Source organism: Kitasatospora sp. NPDC127111, from assembly GCF_042677465.1.
In the GTDB taxonomy this organism is placed as follows: domain Bacteria; phylum Actinomycetota; class Actinomycetes; order Streptomycetales; family Streptomycetaceae; genus Kitasatospora.
The window spans coordinates 23,043-40,626 of sequence record NZ_JBHXTG010000034.1 but is presented as its reverse complement, the minus strand read 5'-3'; the positions used below and the strand labels follow the sequence as shown (position 1 = coordinate 40,626).

The window sequence follows — 17,584 nt, the reverse complement described above, 5'->3', positions numbered from 1 at the left end:
ATCCTCTGTCAGTGAAGTCCGGCCGGTTGCTCTCGATCCTGCTGCTCCTCCAGACCAACGGCCGGATGACCGCGGCCCGGCTGGCCGAGGAGCTGGAGGTCTCGGTGCGCACCGTCTACCGGGACATCGAGGCGCTGCAGGCCGCCGGCGTGCCGCTGTACGCCGATGCCGGGCACGGCGGCGGCTACCAGGTGCTGGACGGCTACCGGACCCGCCTGACCGGGCTCAACTCCGGTGAGGCGGAGGCGCTCTTCCTCTCCGGCCTGCCCGGGCCCGCCGCCGCCCTCGGGCTGGGCCCCGCCCTCGCCGCGGCCCAGCTCAAGCTGCGCGCCGCGATCCCGCCCGGCCTGCGCGAGGACGCCGACCGGATCCGCTCGCGCTTCCACCTGGAGGCGCCCGGCTGGTACGCGGAGGACGACCGGGTGCCGTTCCTGCCGCAGGTCGCGGAGGCGGTCTGGCACGGGCGGGTGCTGCGGGTGCGCTACCGCCGCTGGAAGGAGCCGACCGAGGTCGACCGGCGCCTGGAGCCGTACGGCCTGGTGCTGAAGGCGGGCCGCTGGTACGTGGTCGCGGGCCCCGGCCCGCGCACCTACCGGGTTGACCAGATCCTCGAACTCTCCTTCTCCGGCGAGGAGTTCGAGCTCCCCGAGGGGTTCGACCTGCCCGCCCACTGGCGGAGCCACGAGGCGGACTTCCACGCCCGGCTGTACCGGGCCGAGGCGGTGGCGCTGCTGACGCCCGCGGCGGCGGCCCGCCTCACCGGCGCCGTGGGGCGCCGCCTCCGGGAGACCGCGGTGGCCGAGCCGGACGGCCGGCTGCGGGCCGTGCTACCGATCGAGTCGCTCGACCAGGCCCACGGGTTCTTCCTCGGGCTGGGCGCGGAGGTCGAGGTGTTGGAGCCGCCGGAGCTGCGCGACCGCCTCGCCGGGACGGTCCGCGCCCTGGCCGCCCGCTACGGGAGTCGACCGGCGGCCCGGCCGGGCGGGTCAGGAGACCCGGGCCGTCGGGCGGGCCGCGCTCGCCGGCTCCGGGCGACGGGTGGTGGGGAGGTCGCGGGTGTGGCCGACGGGGGAGAGGAGCAGGATCAGCGCGGCGAGCGGCACGCCGGCGGTGGTGACCCACATCGCCGGGCGCAGGCCGATCGTGGAGCCGAGCACACCGGCGAGCACGGCGCCGAGCGGGATGGTGCCGTAGTTGAGGACGGCGGCGCTGGCGGTGAGGCGGCCGAGCAGCTCGGGCGGGCAGTAGCTCTGCTGGAAGCCCGACTTGATCACGTTGCCGGCCACCACTCCGGCGGAGACGCCGAACCCGCCCGCGAGGTAGAGCAGGACGCCCGGCCCGGCCGTGGTGAGCGGGATCAGCAGGGCGAGGGTGGGCAGCCCCAGTTCGAACAGGAGCATCGCGCGGGCGGTGCCGATCCGGGCGGCGGCCCGGCGGGCGGCGAACGCCCCGGCGATCCCGCCGCTCGCGGCGCCCGCGACCAGCCCGCCGACCGTGCCGTCGGCGAGGCCGACCTCGCGCACCAGGAAGGCCACCAGGATCGACTGGAACCCCATCAGTGCCAGGTTGGAGGTGGCGCCGAACAGCGTCAGCGTGCGCAGCCAGCGGTCGCCGGCGACCAGGCGCAGGCCCTCGCCGACCTCGCGGCGCAGCGCGCGCTCCCGGGGCGGGGTCGGCGCCTCGCGGTACCGGATTCGGCCGAGGCAGAGCAGCGAGACCAGGAAGGTCGCGGCGTTGGCGGCCATGCCGTTCACCGCTCCCGCGAACTGGGCGATCAGGCCGCCGGAGCCGAGGCCGGCGATCTGGGCGGCCGAGGCGCTGCCGTGCAGCTTGGCGTTGCCCTCGGGCTGGTCGGCGGGGGCCAGCAGTCCGGGCAGGTAGGCGGTGTAGGCGGTCTGGAAGAAGACGGCCGCGGTGCCCGTCAGCAGGGAGACGGCGAGCAGCAGGCCCATGCTGAGCCGGCCCAGCCGGTCGGCCAGCGGGACGGCGGCGAACAGCAGCAGCGAGACCGCCGCGGCGGCGAGCATCACCGGCCGGCGGGGTAAGCGGTCCACCCAGACTCCGGCCGGCAGGCCGATCAGCAGCCAGGGCGCCCAGGCGGCGGCGTTCAGCAGGCCGATCTGGAGGGTCGAGGCGTGCAGGTCGGAGACGGCGATCAGCGGCAGCGCCACGCCGGTGACCGAGGCGCCGAACTTCCCGGCGGTCTCGCCGCACCACAGGAGCCGGAAGTCCCGGTGGCGGCGGAGCAGCCCGCCCCTGGCCGTGCTGCGGGCGGCGTCCCCGCTGTCGGTGGCGTCCCCGCTGTCGGTGGCGTCCGCGGTGCGCATGGCGTTCGCGTCGGGTGTCCGGCGGCTCATTCGGCACCGCCGGCGGCCCGGCGCGGGAAGGACTGGAGCTGCACCACGACCGGCAGGGCGGCGGGGTCCGGCTCGGCGTCCTGGCCGGCGGTGTGGCGGGCGATGACGGCGAACAACTCGTCGTTGAGCGCCTGGAGTTGCGGCGGGGTCAGGCGCAGGTTGCTCCAGTCGGACACGGTGCCGACGGTGCGCCACTCGTCCTCCCAGTCCTCGTCGAGGTAGGAGGTGACGCGGTCGAAGTACTGCCGCACCAGCTCGTGCAGGTAGAGCGAGAGCGCGCCGCGGCTGGCCGGGTCGTCGCGGAAGTCGGCGGTGTCCAGCCGGTTGGCCACCGGCACCCGGCGCCACCAGCGTTCGCGCTTGGTCCCGCGGCCGGTCTCCTCCTCGATGAAGCCGTGCTCGGCGAGGTGGCGCAGGTGCCAGCTGACCGTCCCGGTGTTCTCGCCGAGCCGCTCGGCGAGCCGGGTCGCGGTGGCGGGGCCGTCCAGGTTCAGCAGCTCGAAGATCCGCATCCGCAGCGGGTGGGCCAGGCCGCGCAGGCTCCGGGCGTCGAGCCGGCGCTGCGGCCGGGTGGGCGGGCTGGTCTCTTCGGGGTGTTCGGGCTGATCGGTCATGACGGCATCGTAGGGTGCAGAGAACTCTCTGCATAGAGGTCTTTGCAGAGATTTCTCTGTAACAGGCCGCGCCCCGGCAGCCGTTCGATCGCCGGACGGCCGGCATCTAGATCTTCTAGAGTCGGCTGCGGTACGACCGGACGACCGGAGAGGCGGCACCACCATGAGCGAGCAGCAGGCCCCCGAGCCCTACGAGCACGTCAACGAGGACTGGCAGACCGCGCTGGCGGTCGTCGCCCACCCCGACGACATGGAGTACGGCGGCGCCGCGGCCGTCGCCCGCTGGACGGCGCAGGGCAAGAAGGTGGTCTACGTGATGGTCACCAGCGGCGAGGCCGGCATCGACTCGCTGAGCCCCGAGGAGTGCGGCCCGCTGCGCGAGGCCGAGCAGATCGCCTCCGCCGCCGTGGTCGGCGTCGACACCGTCGAGTTCCTCGGCCACCCGGACGGCGTGCTCGAGTACGGGCTGCCGCTGCGCCGCGACATCGCCCGCGCCGTCCGCCGGCACCGCCCGGACATCGTCATCACGAGCAACTTCCGGGAGACGTACGGCGGGGTCTTCCTCAACCAGGCCGACCACATCGCCGTCGGCCGGGCCACCCTGGACGCCGTCCGGGACGCCGGCAACCGGTGGGTGTTCCGCGAGCTGACGGCCGAGGGGTACGAGCCGTGGAACGGCGTCCGCGAGGTCTGGGCGGCCGCCTCGCCCGAGTCGCGGCACGCGGTCGACACCACCGAGCACTTCGAGCTGGGCATCGCCTCGCTGGCCGAGCACAAGGCCTACCTGGCCGGGCTGGGCGGCGCGATGGCCGACCCGCGGGAGTTCCTGGAGGGCTTCGGCCGCGGCGCCGGCAGCCGTCTCGGCACGCGCTTCGCCGTCCCCTTCGAGGTGTTCCCGCTCCGCTAGGGCCTGTCCGGGGCCTCCTCGTTCCCGTCCTCGCCGGACGTGCCGTCGCCGGACGTGCCTTCGCCGTACGTGCCTTCGCCGGACGTCTCCTCGCCGGACTCGTCCGCCCGGGTGCTCCGCCGCCGCCCCCGCTCGCGGCGGCGGAGCACCCGGCGGACGGCGAGCGCCACGCAGAGCACGCCGACGGCGATCAGCAGCCACAGCTGGTAGCGGACCGCCGTCCGGTACACCGTGCCGATGTTGGAGCCGGCCAGGTAGCCGAAGGCGGACCAGACGCCGACCCAGAGCGCCGCGCCGAGCACGTTGAACGGCTGGAACCGTCGCCAGCCCATTTCAGTGGTCCCGGCGATGATCCCGTTGGTCTGGCGCAGTACGTCCACGAACCGGGCGACCGTGACGACCTTGCCGCCCTGCCGGGCGAAGAATTCGTCGGCGCGCTCCATCCGGGCCGGGGTGAGCATGACGTACCGCCCCCAGCGGTGGACGAAGGCACGGCCGCCGGTGGCGCCGATCAGGTAGCCGAGGCTGTTGCCGACGACCGCGGCCGCGAAGGCGATCGCCACCACGGCGGCGAAGCTGAGGTGCCCGGTGCCGGCGTAGACGGCGGCGAGCACCAGGATGGTCTGGCCGGGGGCGGGGATGCCGCAGTTGTCCAGCAGGACGAACAGCGCCACCGCCGGGTAGCCGTACTCGTCGAGCAGCGGTGCCAGGCCGGCGAGCGCACCGGGCAGTGCGGGTTCGGGCGCGGACATGTGACTCACCACCCCGCGCCGCAGGAACGCGGGGTGGCGGCCGTCTGGGTCAGCGGAGCGTCTCGCGGGGTTCGATGTTGCAGTCCGGACCGGGGTAGATCAGGCCCGTGTGACCGTCCTCGAAGCGGACCACGTACGGCGGCTCGCCCTGGGCGCCGCGCACTTCGATGATCTCGCCCTTCTGATCGACCATGCCCACCGACCTGCTGTGGATGTGGAGCTGGTCGCCAACCGCTGCATGCATGGTCTGCTCCTCGGGGTTGTGCGGCTGCAGTGGCAGCTGTTCTGCTTCCACTGTGCTGCGGGGGGAGCGGACCCGCAACGGCTCGCGGCGGCCCCGGCCCGGGCGGGCCGGAGCGCGGCGGGTGTGCTCAGCGGGGCGGGAGGGTCCCGGAGAGCTGCTCGGCGAGATAGCAGCGGACCAGCCGTTTGCACTCGACGATCAGCGCCGGGTCGCCGTCCGGCTCGCTGCGGAAGGCGAGCTTGAGCACCGCGTCGGCGGCCTCCAGGGCGACCCGCAGGCCGAGCGTGAGCGCCACCGGGTCGGCCGCCGCGAACACCTCGCCGCCGAGGGCCTGGAGGCGCAGCGCGACGGCCGTGTTGTTGTCCAGGTCGGCGTCGATCAGGTGCAGATCGTCCCGGACCCCGGCCGGGACCACCGCACCGGCCAGCCCGAAGTCCACCTGGCCGAAGCCGGGTACGGTCCGCTTCATCGTCACGAACTCGTCCACCGCGAGGTCGGTGAACCCGGCGGGCCCGACCGGGGCCGCCGCGAGCAGCCGCCGGTCCAGCCGCTGGAGGTAGTGGTCGAGGTTGCGGCCGGCCAGCGCGGCCAGCAGGTCCTCCTTGCCGGCGAAGAACTGGTACAGCGTCCCGATCGGCACCTGGGCGCGGTGCGCGACCTCCTTGGTGGTGAGCGCGGTGGCGCCGACCTCGTCGAGCAGGCCGGCGCAGGCGTCCAGGATCCGCCCGTAGCGCTCCTGGCTGCGCTGCTGCACGGGCCGCCGCCGGCCGGGGGCGGGCTGCCCGGCAGCCCGGTGACTCCTCGTGTCCGCGCTCATGGGGCCACTGTGCCGCATCGGGCGTTCCCCGGGCCAATCACCGCCGCGGGTCGGTCCCCGGGAGTCGTGGGCGAGCGCTGCCCGGGGCGGTCTGAGCGCGAGCGCCTTCGTCCCGCGAGCACCTTCGTCCTCCGTGTACAGGCCTTCGGGCGGGGAGGACAATCGGCTGCACAGGGCGGGGAGTCTCGAAGGAGGCCGGTATGAGGAGCCTCAAGGGCCGCTACGCGGTGACCCTGCCCGGCCCGGTCGGCGGGCACGGCCCGCCGGACGTCGTCGTGGTCCATGCCACGGACGCCGTCGGCCCCGGTGGGAAGCAGGTCTGGGAGAACGCGGACGGCGATCTGCGGGTCGAGATCAACGGTGAGGTGGCCACGGTCCTCGCGGCGCCCGCCGGGGACAGCCTGCACCCCTGTCTGCACGCGGTGCCGCTGCCGTGACGCCGCTCCCGGGCGGTCGGTGGCCGTCGGTCACCGACCGCTCTCCGCCATCGCCTCGCGGACGGTGACCAGGCAGGGGTCGCAGTACCGGTCGGGGGAGGAGGCCGGCGGCGTCGTGCCGTCCGGCGGGGTGCCGTCCAACGCCGGCATGACGCGTTGGGAGGGTTCGAGGAAGCGCCCGCACAGGGACGCCGTCGCGTTGTCCTTGGCCACCACGTGCCACACGACGCCCGGCGGGGAGATCGCAGGGTCGTGCTCGGCCCACATCTCGTACACGGCACAGCCTCCCGGATGGTCGGGGCTCGGTCACTCCATGCAACCCCGTGGCCTCCGGATCGGCCACCGGGCCGGGCCCGGTGGAATGGCGGACCGCCCGGCTCCGGGGCGCGGCCCGGCCGGCGGCGCCCCGCGGCGGCCCACGGCGTCCGGCGTCAGCGGCGGGGCGCACCGGCCGGGGTCACCGCGTGCCGCGGTCAGGGGCGGGCCGGTGCGGTCGGGGCCGGGGCGGTTGGGGCAGGTGCGGTCGGGGCAGGTGCGGTCGGGGCCGGGGCGCTCTCGACGTTGCGGGTCATCCGTTCCAGGACGGTGACGGCGGTCCGGTACTCCTCGTGGGTGATGCCGGTCAGGACCGACTCGCGGAAGGCGTCGACCTGTTCGCCGGCGCGGGCGAGGCGGGTGCGGCCGTGGTCGGTCAGCGCGAGGCGGCCCGGTGCGGGGCGGTCCGCCCAGCCGTCGGCGAGGACGGCTTCGACGGCGGCGGTCAGCTCGGCGGGCTCGGCGTTGGCGGCGAGGACGGTCAGCACGTCGTGGTCGGTGGCGTCGGGGGTGTCCTGGACGACGTTGAGGACCTGCCACGAGAGGCGGGTCAGGCCGGCGTCGGCCAGCAGGGTGTTCATGGCGGTGGTGAAGGCCTGGTCGGTGCGGTTGAGCCAGTAGCCGATGGGCTTCATGGGGTGTCCTCCGGGAGGAAGCGGGGGCCGGTACCGGTGAGGCGCGGTCAGACCGGGCTGAGGTGCGGTCAGAGCCGGCTGAGGTGCGGTCAGGGCCGGCCGAGGTGCGGTCAGGGCCGGGTGAAGGCGGCGGCGTTCTCGCGGGCCCACTGGGCGAAGGTGCGGGCGGGGCGGCCGAGGAGGGTCCGGGTGGTGTCGTGGACGGTGGCGGGGCCGTGGTCGGCCGCCTCCCAGAGGTTGAGCAGGGAGGTGACCATCGGGGCGGGCATGTGGTGGCCCAGCTGCTGCTCGGCCTCGGCGCGGGTGATGTGCTCGACGGCGATGTCGCGGCCGATGGCGTCGGCGAGCACGGCGAGCTGCTCGCGGAAGGTGAGGGACTCGGGGCCGGTCAGGGTGACCGAGCGGCCGATGAGCGAGGCACCGGCGGGGGAGTCGCCGGTCAGGGCGGCGACGGCGATGTCGGCGATGTCCTCGGGGTGGATGGGCGCGATGTGCGCGTCCGGGTAGGCCAGCTGGACGGGCACCGACCGGCCGATGACGGGGGCCCAGCCGAAGGCGTTGCTGGCGAAGGCGTCCGGGCGCAGGAAGGTGCAGGTGAGGTCGGAGGCGGCGAGGGCGCGCTCGACGCGGAGGCTGTGGCTGGCCAGCGGGTCGTTCTCGGCGTCGGGGCCGAGGACGGAGGACGAGGAGAGCAGGACGACGTGCTCGACGCCGGCGGCCTCGGCGGCCTTGACGAGCTCGTGGATGCCGGCGGGCTCCGGGTAGAGGAAGACCTGGCGGACGCCGCGGAGGGCGGCGTCGAAGGTTTCGGGGCGGTCGAGGGCGAGTTCGGCGGTCTCGACGCCGTCCGGGACGCTCAGCTCGGCCGGGGCGGCGCTGGCGGCGCGGACGGCGTGTCCGGCGGCGTGCAGGCGGGTGATGACGGACTGGCCGACCTTGCCGCGGGCGCCGGTCACGAGGGTGGTGGTCATGGGGAGTGCTCCGTTCGTCGCTGTTCGCGATGGGTCGTGGGGTTGGTGCTCGCTCACGATCCGGAGATCGCTGCGCAAGTGCATATGCATGATGGCATGCATGTAATTGTGCGTCAACACATGCCTTCGCCGGTTCATTCATGCCGATACGATGGGGGCATGACGAAGCACGAGTCGATGACGGCGGACGAGCTGCTGGATGCCGTGGGCCCGGCCTTCGGGCGGTTGCGGCGCTCCTCGCTCCTGGAGGTGGAGAACCCGATCTCGCAGAAGGACCTCACGCGCACGCTGGTGCTCAGGATCGTCCAGGACGCCGAGCGGGAGGGCGCCGACGAGGTCACCGTCGGCGCGGTCGCCCAGCACCTGGGTGTGGACCCGTCGGTGGCCAGCCGGATGGTCTCCGACTGCATCTCGGCGGGCTACCTGGTCCGCGCCGCCTCCCAGCGCGACGGCCGACGCACCGTCCTCCACCTCGGCCCCGAGGGCCGCGAGCTGATGGCCCGCTTCACCCGTCACCAGCGCGCCGCCTTCGAGTCGATCACCGCCGACTGGACCGAGCGGGAGCGGCTGGAGTTCGCCCGCCTCATGCTCAAGTACGTCGACTCCCAGGACGCGCTCCGCGACCGCCTCCCCCGCTGACCCGGGCCCCGACGCGCCGGAGGCCCCGGCCGTGGCGGTGCGCGCAGCGGTCGGGGCCTCGGTGGCCCGGTGGGCCTGGTGGCCCGGTGGCCGAGCGGACCTCTGGTGGCCGGGCGGGCCGGTGGCCGGGGGGTCGGTGGTCGGGCGGGCCGGGTCAGGCCGCCGGGGTCACGGGGGTGCGCCCGTGCGCCTCGAACGCGAGGTCCTGCCAGTCCGCCCAGGTCTGCAGCCGGTCGGCGTAGACCTGCTGGAGCAGTTGGTGGTTCTCGTTGCCGAAGAACACCCGCAGCGGCGGGTGCTCGGCATCGACGAGCTTGAGGAGCGCCCGGGCCGCGGCGGCCGGGTCACCGGGGTCGAGCGACTTCACGTTCGCGGCGAAGGCCTCCCGGAACCCGTCGTACAGCGGGTGGGCCTGGGCGCGGACGGCGGAGGCGATCGCGTCGGTGGCGTAGGAACCGGGCTCGACCAGCGTCACCTTGACGCCAAAGCCGGCGACCTCCGCCGCGAGGGCCTCGCTCAGCCCTTCGAGGGCCCACTTGGAGGCGCAGTACCCGCCGCCGAGCGGGAACGCGGCGACGCCGGCCGCCGAGGAGATCTGGACGATGTGCCCGCCGCCCTGCTCCCGCAGGTGGGGCAGCACGGCCCGGACGACCCGCAGCGGCCCGAACAGGTTGGTCTCCAGCTGGTCGCGCAGCTCCTGGTCGGTCAGCTCCTCGACGGCGCCCGACAGGCCGTAGCCCGCGTTGTTCACGACGACGTCCAGCCGGCCGAAGTGCTCCTTCGCCCGCCCCACCCCGGCCTCGACGGCGGCCCCGTCGGTCACGTCCAGCGCGAGCGGGAGCACCGCGTCGCCGAACGCGGCGACCAGTCCGGCGAGGTGCTCGGGGTTCCGGGCGGTCGCCGCCACCCGGTCCCCCCGGGACAGCGCGGCCTCGACGAAGTCGCGGCCCAGGCCGCGGGACGAACCGGTGACGAACCAGACCTTGCTCATGAGGCAATCCAATCCTGCTGCGGGGCCGCAACGCCCGTGCCGTTGCGGGTGTGTACGTCCTCTGGGACGAGACGGCCCCGCGGGCTGTGACATGGCGGCGGCCAGCTGCGCGGCGGCGCAGTCCGCCGGCGAGGGGCCGAGGGCGACGCGCACGCGCCCGCAGCCCCCCGTACCGCAACCGCTCGGAACACCTCCGCGGGTGATGTCCAGCCCCCGCCCCCGGCTTCGCCCCCGGGGCGAACGCGACCACAAGGGGGGCGGGAGAGGCGGGCGGATCAGGCGTAGATGCGGGCGTAGAGCTCCTCGATCTGGCCGGCGGTGGGCACGACGGGGTTGTTGGCGGGGGAGCCGGACCCCAGGGCCTGCTCGGCCATGAGGGGCGTCAGCCTGGTCCAGGCCTCCCGGTCGATGCCGTGGGCGCGGGGCGAGGGCACCTCCAGGTCCTGGCACAGGCCGTGCAGCGCGTCGACGAGCTTGCCGGCGGCCACGTCCTCGGGGTCCGTGCCGGCCGCGGCTCCCAGCGCGCGGGCGCAGTCGGCGTACCGGCCGGGTGCGGCGTGCACGGAGAAGGCGGTCACCGCCGGGAACAGCATCGCGTTCGACAGGCCGTGGGCGACGTGGAAGTGCGCGCCGATCGGACGGCTCATGCCGTGCACGAGGGCGACGCTGGAGTTCGAGAAGGCGATGCCGGCCTGGGTCGCGGCGAGCATCATGGCCTCGCGGGCCCGTGCGTCCGAGCCGTCCGCGTAGGCGCGGCGCAGCTGGCGGCCGATGGTGCCGATCGCGGCGAGGGCGAGGCTGTCGGTGAAGGGGTTGGCCTTGCGGCTCACGTACGCCTCGACGGCGTGGGTGAGTGCGTCGATGCCGGTGTCGGCGGTCAGCCGGGGCGGCATCGACATGGTCAGTTCCACGTCGACCACGGCGGCGACCGGCTGGAACGCCGGGCCCAGGCAGAGCATCTTCTCGTCCGTGGCGCTGTCGGTGATGACGGTGACCTGGGTGGCCTCCGATCCGCTGCCGGCGGTGGTGGGGACGGCGATCACCGGGAGCGCGGGCCCGAGGTTGACGCGCGGCGCCTTGTAGTCGCGCATGTGACCGCCCCGCACGCCGAGCAGGGCGAGGGCCTTGGCGCTGTCCATCGGGCTGCCGCCGCCGAACCCGATGACGGAGTCCGCCCGGTGCTCGTGCAACGCCGCCAGGCCGGGGGCCAGCGAGTCGGTCGTCGGGTCGGGCACGGTGTCGGAGAAGAGCCGCGGGTGCAGCCCGGCCTTGTGCAGCGCCGCCGTCAGGCGTTCCGCCGCGCCCGTCCCGACCAGGAACGCGTCCGTGACGAGCAGGGGGCGGCTCAGCCCCAGTCCCGTCATGACGTCGCCCAACTCGTCGGCGGCGCCGGGGCCGACGCGCATGATCCGGGGCAGGGACAGGCTGGCGACCATGGAGAACCTCTCGACGGGGCTCGACGGGGGGAGGGGGCCGGGCGCTCCGGTGGAGCGGTTCGACTGTGCCGCCCGCGGGGTGTGCGTTCAATCGCCAATCGCGCAGACGGGGTGTGCGGGAATGCAGATACGCTGCTCCCGTGCACTCCCGTTCCCGCCCGGTCGGCGAGGATCCGGCCCCGGCCCCGGTTCCGGTTCCGGTCCCGGTTCCGGTTCCGCCGGCGGACCGCGGCGGCCTCGATCCGCGCAGGCTCCGCGCGGACGATCTCCGCCACCTGCTCGCGGTCGCCCGGACGGGACGTCTGGTGGCCGCGGCCGACGCGCTCGGCGTGGACCACACCACCGTGTCCCGCCGCATCACCGCGCTGGAGCGGAGCCTCGGCGTGCGGCTGATGGAGCGCGGCCCGGAGGGCTGGGCGCTGACGGCCGCCGGAAAGGCCGTCGCGGAGAGCGCGCGCGCGATCGAGGACGCCCTCGTCCACGTCGTCGACGCGGTGTCCGGTCAGGAGGACGCGCCGTCACTTCACGGGACCGTCCGGGTGAGCGCCCCGGACGGCTTCGGCACCGTCTTCGCCACCCCTGCCCTGGCCCGGGTGCGCCGGCGACATCCCGGACTGTTCGCCGAACTCATCACGGCGACAAGGCAGTTGACTCTGCACCCGTCCGGCTTCGATCTCGCCCTGGCCATCGGCAGGCCGCCGAGGAGCCGGCTGGTGACCGAGCACCTCACCGACTACGCGCTGGGGCTGTACGCCAGCGACGAGTACCTCGCGCGCTGCGGGACCCCCGAGGCGCCCGCCGACCTGCGGGAGCATGCGCTGATCTTCTACATCGAGTCGATGCTCCAGGTCGGCGACCTCGACATCGAACGCCATCTGCCCGGCGTCACCCCCGCGTTCTCCTCCACGAACGTCTTCGCGCAGCTCGAAGCCACCCGTCTCGGGGCCGGCATCGGCGTGCTGCCGGCCTTCCTCGCCGGCCGGGCCGGGTTGCGGCGGTTGCTGGCCGGCGAGGTCGACATCCGGCTGCCGATCACGCTGGCCGTCCGGCGGGAGGCGGTCACCCATCCCGCCGTCCGGGCCGTGCGCGAGGCCCTGCACCAGGAGGTCGCCGACCGCTCCGCCGAACTGCTCGGTGAAACGCACCGGGTCCCGTCGGTGGCGGAGGGCGGTGCGCTCGGGGCGGTTCCGGGCACTTCTCGTCGATCTTGTACGGGAGCGCCCTCGGGTGGTCGTGCCGACTGAGCCGGACGCGGGCCGGGACCGGCGCGTGGTCGATGTCGTCGCCGGGATCGGCCGGGTCCGTCAGCGGGAAGTCGAGCTCGGCGTGGGTGGTGAACTCGTACCCGTGGTCCCCGCCCGACGGCCGGCCGGTCGCCGCCGGGTGCGCCGGCAGTGGTGCGGAGGGCCGTTCGTCCCCGCCCGGTCCGGGGTGCGAACGCGCAGGTCGCGGCGGGGAGGCGGACCGGCCGGCGGCGATTGAGGGTGAGCGTCGGATTCGTGGTTTCATGACCTCCGCGGGGGCGGCGGGACCGGGGGTGACGCCCGACCGGGGCCCGCGTCCCGGAGGCGTCGCGAGGTCACGGCGCCGTCGCGGTGGGGCGGGGGCCGGACCGGGCGACGCGGGTGACCGCGACCGGCGTACAAGGTCCTTGCGTTCGGGGCGGGTTCGCGCCCGGTCGGTCGGCTTGGGTCCCGTGGTGCGGTCGCGACACGCCCGGGGTTCTCGCAAGCGGCCTCCCCGTTGGTCGGTCGGTCGTTCAGTAGGTTGGTTCGTCATGCTGTGTGTGCGGGTGCTGGGCCCGATGGAGGCGGTTCTCGGGGCGGAACGGCTGTCGCTCGGAGGCCCCCAACAGCGGGCCGTCCTGGCGCTGCTGATGGTCGGACGGGGCCAGGTCGTCTCGGTGGACCGGCTCGTCGACACCCTCTGGCCGGACACCGCCGCGCGCCGCGCCCTCACGTCCCTCCATCCCTGCGTCTCCAACCTGCGCCGGATCCTCGAACCCGGCCGCCCGCCCCGCTCCGCGTCCACCCTGCTGGTCAGCACCCCGCCCGGCTACGCCGTCCACCTGCCCGTGGAGGCCGTCGACGCCTGGCGGTTCGAGGCCGCGGTCCACGCCGCCCGGGACGCCGCACCGGAAACCGCCCACCGTCGGCTGACCGAGGCGCTCGGCTGGTGGCGCGGCCCCGCCTACCAGGAGTGGGCCGACCAGGAGTGGGCCCTCGCCGAGATCGCCCGTCTCGATGAACTCCGCCTCACCGCCCATGAGTTGGCGGCATCATCCGGCCTGCGGGCCGGGCGCCCGGCGGAGGTCGTCCCGATGGTCGAGGCGCTGGTGCGCACGGACCCGCTGCGCGAGGAGGGCTGGCGCCTGCTCGCCCTCGCCCAGTGGGCGACCGGCCGCCAGGCGGACGCCCTGCTGACGCTGCGCCGGGCCCGGGCGGTCGTCGTCGAGGAACTCGGCCTCGACCCGGGCCCCGCCCTCGCCGAGCTCGAACAGGCCATCCTGAACGGGCGGTTCGACGTCCTGCGGGAGGCCGTACCGGAACGCGTCGGCCTCGATCCGGCCGCCCCGCGGCCGGCCGCCGGTGAACCGGTCGCCGCCGAGCGGCCCGAGCGGCCGGCCGGATCAGGGGAGTCCGACACCCCCTTCCGCGGCCGGCGGGACGAACTGCACGGGCTCCGCGCCGCCGCCCGGGCGGCCACCCGCGGTGGCGGCGTCGTCCTGGTCAGCGGCGAGGCCGGCGTCGGCAAGACCGCCCTGCTCGCCCGCTACGCGGAGGTGCTGCGCGCCGACGGCTGGACGGTCGTCACCGGCCGCTGCCCCGACGACCCCGCCGTCGAGCCGGTCGGCGCCTGGGCGCAGGCCCTCACCGCCCTCGCCCGGACCACCCCACCGCCCCGCAGCGGCCCGCTCGACGCCCTGCTCGCCCCGCCGCACGCCGCCGTCACCGCCGAGCAGCCGGCCGACACCGTCGCCGCCCGCGCGCGGCTGCGCACCGACCTCCGGGACTGGCTCACCGACGCCGCCGGCCGCGGCCCGCTCGCCCTGCTGATCGACGACCTCGGCCAGGCCGACGCGCGGACGCGCGCCCTGGTCGGCCTGGCCGCCGGGCTGCGCGGCACGCCCGTGCTCGTCGTCGCCGCGTTCCGCCCGGACGACGGCGGCGAACGGCTGGCGCCGCTGCTCACCGAGCTGTCCCGGCACGAGCCGCACCGGATCGACCTGCGGGGACTGCCCGTTCCCGAGGCCGGCGCCCTGCTCCGGTCGGTGGCGGGCGCCCCCGTTGCCGCCGACGTCGTCGCCGCCCTGGTCGAGCGGACCGGCGGCAACCCGCACCACCTGGCCCAGGCCGCCCGCCTGCTGGCGGCCGAGGGCGGGCCTGCCGTGCGCGACCTCCCCCCGGGACCGCGGCCGCTGCTGCTCCGGGCCGTCGCCCGGACCTCCGCGCCGGCCCGCGCGCTGCTGGACGTCGTGGCGGTGTGCGGACGCGAGGAGGACGTGGCCCTGCTGCTCGCGGCGAGCGGCGCTCCCGCCCGGGGCACCGGCGCCGAGGCAGCCGCCGGTGCCACGCCCGCTGCCGGTGCCCCGCCCGCCGCCGGTGCCGCGGCGACGGCGGAGTGCCTGGCCGCCGGGCTCCTGGACGAGACCTCCCCCGGCCGGGTTCGGATCGCCCACCCGCTGCTGCGCGAGCTCCTCGCCGCCGACCTCACACCGGCGCGGCGCCGCGCCCTCCACGGCCGCCTGGCCGCCGCCGTCGAACGGCTGCGCCCGGACGACCGGGCGGCCCTGGCCGTGCACGCGGCCGGCTCCGGCGAGGACGGCCTGGCCCGGCAGGCCGTCGACTGCGCAGTCGCCGCCGCCGAGTCGGCGGAGCGCCGGTTCGCGTACGACGTCGCGGCGGACCTGACCCAGCGTGCGATCGACGCGGCCGACCGGATCCCCGGACCGGAGGGCGAGCGCGCGGAGCGGCTGGTCGGCCTGCTCGGCCGGCTGCTGCGGGCCCAGGTCCGGGCCGGCGCCGCGGAACCGGCTCGGCTGACCCGGGACCGGGCGGCCTCGGTCGCGCGGTTCGTCGGCCGCGACGACCTGCTGGCCGCCGCCCACACCGCCTGGACGGAGCCGACGCCCTGGCTGGCCCGCACCCACCGGGAGACCGGCGGCCAGGTCGTGGAGACCCTCGAACGGCTGGCCGCCCGCGACGACCTCGCGCCGCAGATCACCACCCGGCTGCTCCAGCGGATGGTCGAGGAGCTCGCCGGTACGGATCCCGGCCGGGCCCTGGCCGCCGCCGAGCGCCAGCTGCGGATCGCCCGCCGGGCCGGTGAACCGCGGCTGCTCGCCTCGGCGCTCGCCACCATGACCCGGCTGATGCCGCACGAGCTCCAGGGCGAGCGCCGCGGCATGGTGATCGCCGAGCTGCGGGACCTGACGGCCGGCCACGAGCTGCCGGCCCACCACTGGCTCTGCGAACACGTCGACGCCCGGATCGCCGCCGTCTGCAACGACGCCGAGGCGGTGCGCGAACACGCGGAACGCGGGGTGGCGATCGCCCGCGCCTACCGGATGCCGGAGGCGGAGGCCACCAGCACGGCCACGCTCGCGATGCTCGCCCACGCCCGCGGCGCGTTCGACGAGGCGGAGCGGTTGTACGAGCGGGTCCGCGAGCGGCTGCGCGGCGGCAACGCCTGGCTCGGCGCCGACCTCTACCACCGTGGACTGATCACGATCCGGACCGGCCAGGGGCGCGCCGGGGAGGTCGAGCCCCACGCGCGGGTGCTGCACGACACCTGGGGCGTGCGCGGCGGGGAGGCGTTCGCGGTCGTCCTGGCCCTGCAGGGCCGGTTGGACGAGGCCCGGGCGGTGCGGTTCGAGCCGGTCCCGGCCGCCGACCACTTCTACGGGGTGCGGCTCGGGACCAGGGCCAAGCTGGCGTGCCTGCTGGGGGACAAGCGGGCGGCCGCCGAACTCGTCCCGCTGCTGCGGCCCCTGCGGGACCAGTTCGGATCGGCCGCCACCGCCGAGTTCTGCACCCGGCCGATCGCCCTGGCGCTGGCCGAGGTGCACGTCCTGCTGGGCGACCTGCCGGCCGCCCGCGAGGCGTACGCGACGGCGGAGGAGGTCGCCCGGCAGTGGGGGGCGGACCACCTCGCCGAGGAGGCCCGGACGGCGGCCCGGTTGCTGCCGGCCGTCGGGGCGCTGATCCCCGCCCCGCGCACCGCCCCGACGCCCGTCGCACGGTAGCGGCCGGGGGCGTCGGGCCGGCGCTCCCTCAGCTGCCGCCGTCGAAGCCGCCGTCGAGGCCGCTGTCGAAGGCTCCGTCGAAGGCGCCGTCGGCGGCGACCAGGTAGCCGGCGCGGCGCATCAGCTTCACGGCGGCGCGGGTCCGGGCCACCCCGTCCGGGGCCGGTTCGGTCAGCGCGTACAGCTGGTGGTGGCCCGGGACCGCGTCGAACCCGAGCCGCCGCAGCATCCAGGAGGTGTTGGCGCCGCCGGTGCGGTCCGCGGCCACGATGCCGTGCTCGGGATGACGGCCGAAGGTGACATCGGCCGGGCCGGGTCGGCCGCCCGTCAGCGGCGGCCGGGCGGGGGCGGCCGCACCGGGCTCCGCGGCCCGCACCGGACCCGTGGTGAAGGGCGGTGGCTCGCCGTCCGTCATGAAGGTCACGACCGTCATCACCGTCACGGCCCGGACGGTTCCGGGGCCCCGGCCGCTCCGTCCGGAAGCGGGCCGTCCGCCCACGCGCCGCGGATCCGGCGCATCTCCCGGCGGTACTGGCGCTGCCCGGCCAGCCGCCACACCAGCCGGGCGGGCAGCGGCAGCCGGCCGACGAACTCCGCCCGCTCGCTCGCGGAGGCGTCCTCCAGGACCGCGCCCAGCGCGATCATCAGCCGGTCGCGCGGCGTCTCGGCGAGGCCACGCTCACCGACGGCGTGCCACTGTTCCGCCCCGACGTGCGCCGCCACCAGCGGCATGACCGTCGTCTCCTCGGCGTCCAGGTGCTCGCAGAGCAGCTCGTGGTGCTCCCGCAGGGCGGCCACCAGCTCGTCCCGGTCCGGCTCGGCCGCACCGGCGGCCCAGCGGTCCATCAGGCCGCCGACCCGGGTGAGCCCCTCGTCCAGGGCGTGGTGCTGGGCCTCCATCAGGGCGAGCCGCTCGGCCTCGCCGTCCAGGTGCGGGCGCAGCGCGGGCCAGAGCAGCTCGTCCTCGCCGCTGTGGTGGAGGTGCAGGCCCACGACGTAGGCCCGCCAGGCGCCGGCGAGGACCGCGGCGCGTGCGTGGTCGCCGGGCGGGACCGCCGCGACGAGGGTGGTCATCAGCCGCGACTCCCGGCGGAAGATCCGGTGGATCATCGCCATCTCGCGGGTGTAGGGGTGGGGTTCGGCCTGGGCCGGATCGATCGGTGTCACGTCGAACAGTCTCCGGAGGGCACTTGCAGCGGACTTGCGGATCGCGGCCGTGGCGCG

General features: G+C 75.6%; 17 protein-coding genes and 1 pseudogene. 6 read left to right on the top strand and 12 right to left on the bottom strand.

Annotated elements, in window-relative coordinates; all coding sequences use genetic code 11:
* Nucleotides 1-11: 11 nt before the first annotated feature.
* Nucleotides 12-962 (top strand): annotated as a pseudogene (locus ACFVHB_RS21215) (helix-turn-helix transcriptional regulator); the annotation flags it as partial.
* Nucleotides 963-986: 24 nt separating this feature from the next.
* Here the strand turns inward: ACFVHB_RS21215 and ACFVHB_RS21210 are convergent.
* Both ACFVHB_RS21210 and ACFVHB_RS21205 read right to left on the bottom strand, forming a co-directional pair.
* Nucleotides 987-2,357 (bottom strand): MFS transporter, encoded by a 1,371-nt coding sequence (locus tag ACFVHB_RS21210; protein ID WP_380324268.1) that lies wholly within the window; start codon nt 2,355-2,357, stop codon nt 987-989.
* Nucleotides 2,354-2,971 carry an ArsR/SmtB family transcription factor gene (locus tag ACFVHB_RS21205; RefSeq protein ID WP_380324265.1) on the bottom strand — a complete coding sequence of 206 codons (618 nt, stop codon included), beginning with the start codon at nt 2,969-2,971 and terminating at the stop codon, nt 2,354-2,356. The genes ACFVHB_RS21210 and ACFVHB_RS21205 overlap by 4 nt, the downstream gene beginning before the upstream one ends.
* 163 nt (nt 2,972-3,134) lie before the next feature.
* On the opposite strand from ACFVHB_RS21205, the gene ACFVHB_RS21200 reads away from it, so the two are divergent.
* On the top strand, nt 3,135-3,878 hold the full coding sequence (locus tag ACFVHB_RS21200) for a PIG-L deacetylase family protein (RefSeq protein ID WP_380324262.1): 744 nt from the start codon (nt 3,135-3,137) through the stop codon (nt 3,876-3,878).
* Here ACFVHB_RS21200 and ACFVHB_RS21195 read toward each other — a convergent pair.
* The 3 genes from ACFVHB_RS21195 to ACFVHB_RS21185 all read right to left on the bottom strand — a co-directional run bounded on the left by ACFVHB_RS21195 (nt 3,875) and on the right by ACFVHB_RS21185 (nt 5,691).
* A complete protein-coding gene (locus ACFVHB_RS21195; protein ID WP_380324259.1) occupies nt 3,875-4,630 on the bottom strand; it encodes a DedA family protein in 756 nt (251 codons plus the stop codon). The two genes, ACFVHB_RS21200 and ACFVHB_RS21195, sit on opposite strands and share 4 nt — an antisense overlap.
* Nucleotides 4,631-4,679: 49 nt before the next feature.
* Nucleotides 4,680-4,874, bottom strand: coding sequence for a DUF1918 domain-containing protein (locus tag ACFVHB_RS21190; protein WP_380324256.1), 195 nt, complete (start codon nt 4,872-4,874; stop codon nt 4,680-4,682).
* 127 nt (nt 4,875-5,001) lie between these two features.
* Nucleotides 5,002-5,691, bottom strand: coding sequence for a TetR/AcrR family transcriptional regulator (locus tag ACFVHB_RS21185; protein ID WP_380324253.1), 690 nt, complete (start codon nt 5,689-5,691; stop codon nt 5,002-5,004).
* A gap of 200 nt (nt 5,692-5,891) precedes the next feature.
* On the opposite strand from ACFVHB_RS21185, the gene ACFVHB_RS21180 reads away from it, so the two are divergent.
* Nucleotides 5,892-6,128: a DUF6296 family protein gene (locus ACFVHB_RS21180; protein ID WP_380324250.1), complete on the top strand. Its 237-nt coding sequence runs from the start codon at nt 5,892-5,894 to the stop codon at nt 6,126-6,128.
* Between the two features lie 30 nt (nt 6,129-6,158).
* On the opposite strand, the gene ACFVHB_RS21175 is transcribed toward ACFVHB_RS21180, so the two are convergent.
* The 3 genes from ACFVHB_RS21175 to ACFVHB_RS21165 all read right to left on the bottom strand — a co-directional run bounded on the left by ACFVHB_RS21175 (nt 6,159) and on the right by ACFVHB_RS21165 (nt 8,049).
* Complete coding sequence (locus ACFVHB_RS21175) at nt 6,159-6,404, bottom strand: hypothetical protein (protein WP_380324247.1); 246 nt, start codon at nt 6,402-6,404, stop codon at nt 6,159-6,161.
* Nucleotides 6,405-6,601: 197 nt separating this feature from the next.
* A complete protein-coding gene (locus ACFVHB_RS21170) occupies nt 6,602-7,078 on the bottom strand; it encodes a MarR family winged helix-turn-helix transcriptional regulator (protein WP_380324244.1) in 477 nt (158 codons plus the stop codon).
* A gap of 110 nt (nt 7,079-7,188) precedes the next feature.
* A complete protein-coding gene (locus ACFVHB_RS21165) occupies nt 7,189-8,049 on the bottom strand; it encodes an NAD(P)H-binding protein (protein ID WP_380324241.1) in 861 nt (286 codons plus the stop codon).
* A 159-nt stretch (nt 8,050-8,208) separates the two neighbouring features.
* Between ACFVHB_RS21165 and ACFVHB_RS21160 the strand changes: the two genes are divergently transcribed.
* A complete protein-coding gene (locus tag ACFVHB_RS21160) occupies nt 8,209-8,688 on the top strand; it encodes a MarR family winged helix-turn-helix transcriptional regulator (RefSeq protein ID WP_380324238.1) in 480 nt (159 codons plus the stop codon).
* Between the two features lie 154 nt (nt 8,689-8,842).
* On the opposite strand, the gene ACFVHB_RS21155 is transcribed toward ACFVHB_RS21160, so the two are convergent.
* Both ACFVHB_RS21155 and ACFVHB_RS21150 read right to left on the bottom strand, forming a co-directional pair.
* On the bottom strand, nt 8,843-9,679 hold the full coding sequence (locus ACFVHB_RS21155) for an SDR family NAD(P)-dependent oxidoreductase (protein WP_380324235.1): 837 nt from the start codon (nt 9,677-9,679) through the stop codon (nt 8,843-8,845).
* Nucleotides 9,680-9,954: 275 nt separating this feature from the next.
* Complete coding sequence (locus ACFVHB_RS21150; protein WP_380324232.1) at nt 9,955-11,115, bottom strand: iron-containing alcohol dehydrogenase; 1,161 nt, start codon at nt 11,113-11,115, stop codon at nt 9,955-9,957.
* Nucleotides 11,116-11,255: 140 nt separating this feature from the next.
* Here ACFVHB_RS21150 and ACFVHB_RS21145 point away from each other — a divergent pair, with 140 nt between their 5' ends.
* Both ACFVHB_RS21145 and ACFVHB_RS21140 read left to right on the top strand, forming a co-directional pair.
* A complete protein-coding gene (locus tag ACFVHB_RS21145; RefSeq protein ID WP_380324229.1) occupies nt 11,256-12,359 on the top strand; it encodes a LysR family transcriptional regulator in 1,104 nt (367 codons plus the stop codon).
* Nucleotides 12,360-12,892: 533 nt separating this feature from the next.
* Nucleotides 12,893-16,360 (top strand): BTAD domain-containing putative transcriptional regulator, encoded by a 3,468-nt coding sequence (locus ACFVHB_RS21140; protein WP_380324226.1) that lies wholly within the window; start codon nt 12,893-12,895, stop codon nt 16,358-16,360.
* A gap of 28 nt (nt 16,361-16,388) precedes the next feature.
* Here ACFVHB_RS21140 and ACFVHB_RS21135 read toward each other — a convergent pair whose 3' ends face one another.
* Both ACFVHB_RS21135 and ACFVHB_RS21130 read right to left on the bottom strand, forming a co-directional pair.
* Nucleotides 16,389-16,802, bottom strand: coding sequence for a hypothetical protein (locus ACFVHB_RS21135; protein WP_380324223.1), 414 nt, complete (start codon nt 16,800-16,802; stop codon nt 16,389-16,391).
* The gene (locus ACFVHB_RS21130; protein WP_380324220.1) at nt 16,799-17,527 is read right to left on the bottom strand and encodes a hemerythrin domain-containing protein; all 729 of its coding nucleotides are present in this window, start codon (nt 17,525-17,527) and stop codon (nt 16,799-16,801) included. Before ACFVHB_RS21130 ends, ACFVHB_RS21135 begins: the two co-directional genes overlap by 4 nt.
* Nucleotides 17,528-17,584: the final 57 nt, after the last annotated feature.